Below are 2019 nucleotides of genomic sequence, written 5' to 3'. Positions count from 1 at the left end.
ATAAGGGACAGCTACGGCACCCCCGACACCCCCCGCGTCGCCGTCCGCGGCGAAGCCCTCCTCGAAGTCGACCCCGAAATCGCCCGCATCGGGATCACCGTCAGCGCCCGCGGCACCGACAGGCGCACCGCCCTCGAAGACCTCACCCGCCGCAACAACGCCGTCCTCGAACTCGTCAAGACCTACGGCGAAGCCGTCGAGAAAACCGAAACCGGCGCCTTCTCCATCACCCCGGAACTCACCCGCCACGGCCGCGGCGAACGCGTCCGCGCCTACCACGGCCGCGTCCACATCACCGCCGAACTCAGCGACTTCACCGCCCTCGGCGAACTCACCACCCGCCTCGCCGACCTCGAACTCACCCACGTCGACGGCCCCTGGTGGTCCCTGCGACCCACCTCACCCGCCCACGGCGAAGCCCGCCGCCAGGCCGTCCTCGAAGCCGTCCAGCGCGCCCGCGAATACGCCTCCGCCCTCGGCGCCGACCTCACCGCCCTCGTCGAACTCGCCGACGAAGGCGCAGAAAACGCCCTCCCCTTCAACGCCGCCCCCGCCGGAGGCGTCCGCTCCATGGCCTTCGCCGGCACCGAGGAAACCGCCGCCCCGCCCCTCGACCTCGAACCCCAGCGCCAGACCGTCCGCGCCCAGGTCAACGCCCGCTTCACCATGACCCCGCCCCGGCTCTGAAACCGACTGTGGGGGTGCTCATCAGAGCACCCCCACGCACATTCAACAAGTGTCAACAACCCTTCAACCAAAGGTCGTTGAGCCGACACCAGGACCCCACTACCTACCACCCGGTAGGGCATACGCTCCCCTCATGCGCCGAGCAAAAATCGTCTGCACCCTGGGCCCCGCCACGGACTCCTACGACCACATCAAAACCCTGGTCGAAGCCGGAATGGACATCGCCCGCCTCAACCTCAGCCACGGCACCTACGCCGAACACGAGGCGCGCTACCTCCGCGTACGCAAGGCCTCCGACGAAACCGGCCGCAGCGTCGGCATCCTCGCCGACCTTCAAGGCCCGAAGATCCGCCTCGGACGCTTCGCCGAAGGACCCGTATTCCTTGAACGCGGCGACACCTTCACCATCACCACCGAACGCACCCCCGGCAACCGCCACACCTGCAGCACCACCTACAGCGGCCTCGCCGCCGACGTCACCCCCGGCGAACGCATCCTCGTCGACGACGGCCGCGTCACCCTCGAAGTCACCGCGATCGACGGCCCCCACATCCGCACCGACGTCATCGAAGGCGGCATGGTCTCCGACCACAAGGGACTCAACCTCCCCGGAGTCGCCGTCTCCGTCCCCGCCCTCTCCGACAAGGACACCGAAGACCTCCGCTGGGCACTGCGCACCGGCGCCGACGTCATCGCCCTCTCCTTCGTCCGCACCGGCCGCGACATCGAAGACGTCCACCGCATCATGGACGAGGAAGGCCGACGCCTCCCCGTCATCGCCAAAATCGAAAAACCCCAAGCCGTCGACAACATCGACGACATCGTCGCCGCCTTCGACGGAATCATGGTCGCCCGCGGCGACCTCGGCGTCGAAATGCCCCTCGAACACGTCCCCATCGTCCAAAAACGAGCCATCAAACTCGCCAAGCGCAACGCCAAACCGGTCATCGTCGCCACCCAGATGCTCGACTCGATGATCGACAACTCCCGACCCACCCGCGCCGAAGCCTCCGACGTCGCCAACGCCGTCATCGACGGCACCGACGCCGTCATGCTCTCCGGCGAAACCAGCGTCGGCAAATACCCCGTCGAAACCGTCACCACCATGTCCCGCATCGTCGAAGCCGCCGAACAGGACATCCTCACCAACGGCCTCCCCCCGCTCACCGAAACCAACAAACCCCGCACCCAAGCCGGAGCCGTCGCCCGCGCAGCCGCCGAAATCGGCGACTTCCTCGGCGCCAAGTTCCTCGTCGCCTTCACCCAGAGCGGCGACACCGTCCGCCGCCTCTCCCGCTACCGCTCACCCATCCCCCTCCTCGCCTTCACCCC

General features: G+C 67.9%; 2 protein-coding genes. Both read left to right on the top strand.

The features are described from left to right. On the top strand, positions 1–687 hold the full coding sequence (locus HYE82_RS36175) for an SIMPL domain-containing protein (RefSeq protein ID WP_179178460.1): 687 nt from the start codon (positions 1–3) through the stop codon (positions 685–687). Positions 688–820: 133 nt separating this feature from the next. After that, the coding region (gene pyk / locus HYE82_RS36170; protein WP_179178459.1) for a pyruvate kinase at positions 821–2019 on the top strand (1199 nt) is incomplete at its 3' end.

The sequence above is a fragment of the Streptomyces sp. BR123 genome, from assembly GCF_013401435.1.
In the GTDB taxonomy this organism is placed as follows: Bacteria; Actinomycetota; Actinomycetes; order Streptomycetales; family Streptomycetaceae; genus Streptomyces.
Note: the sequence above shows the minus strand (reverse complement) of the source record. Positions and strands in the feature narration are given on the sequence as shown.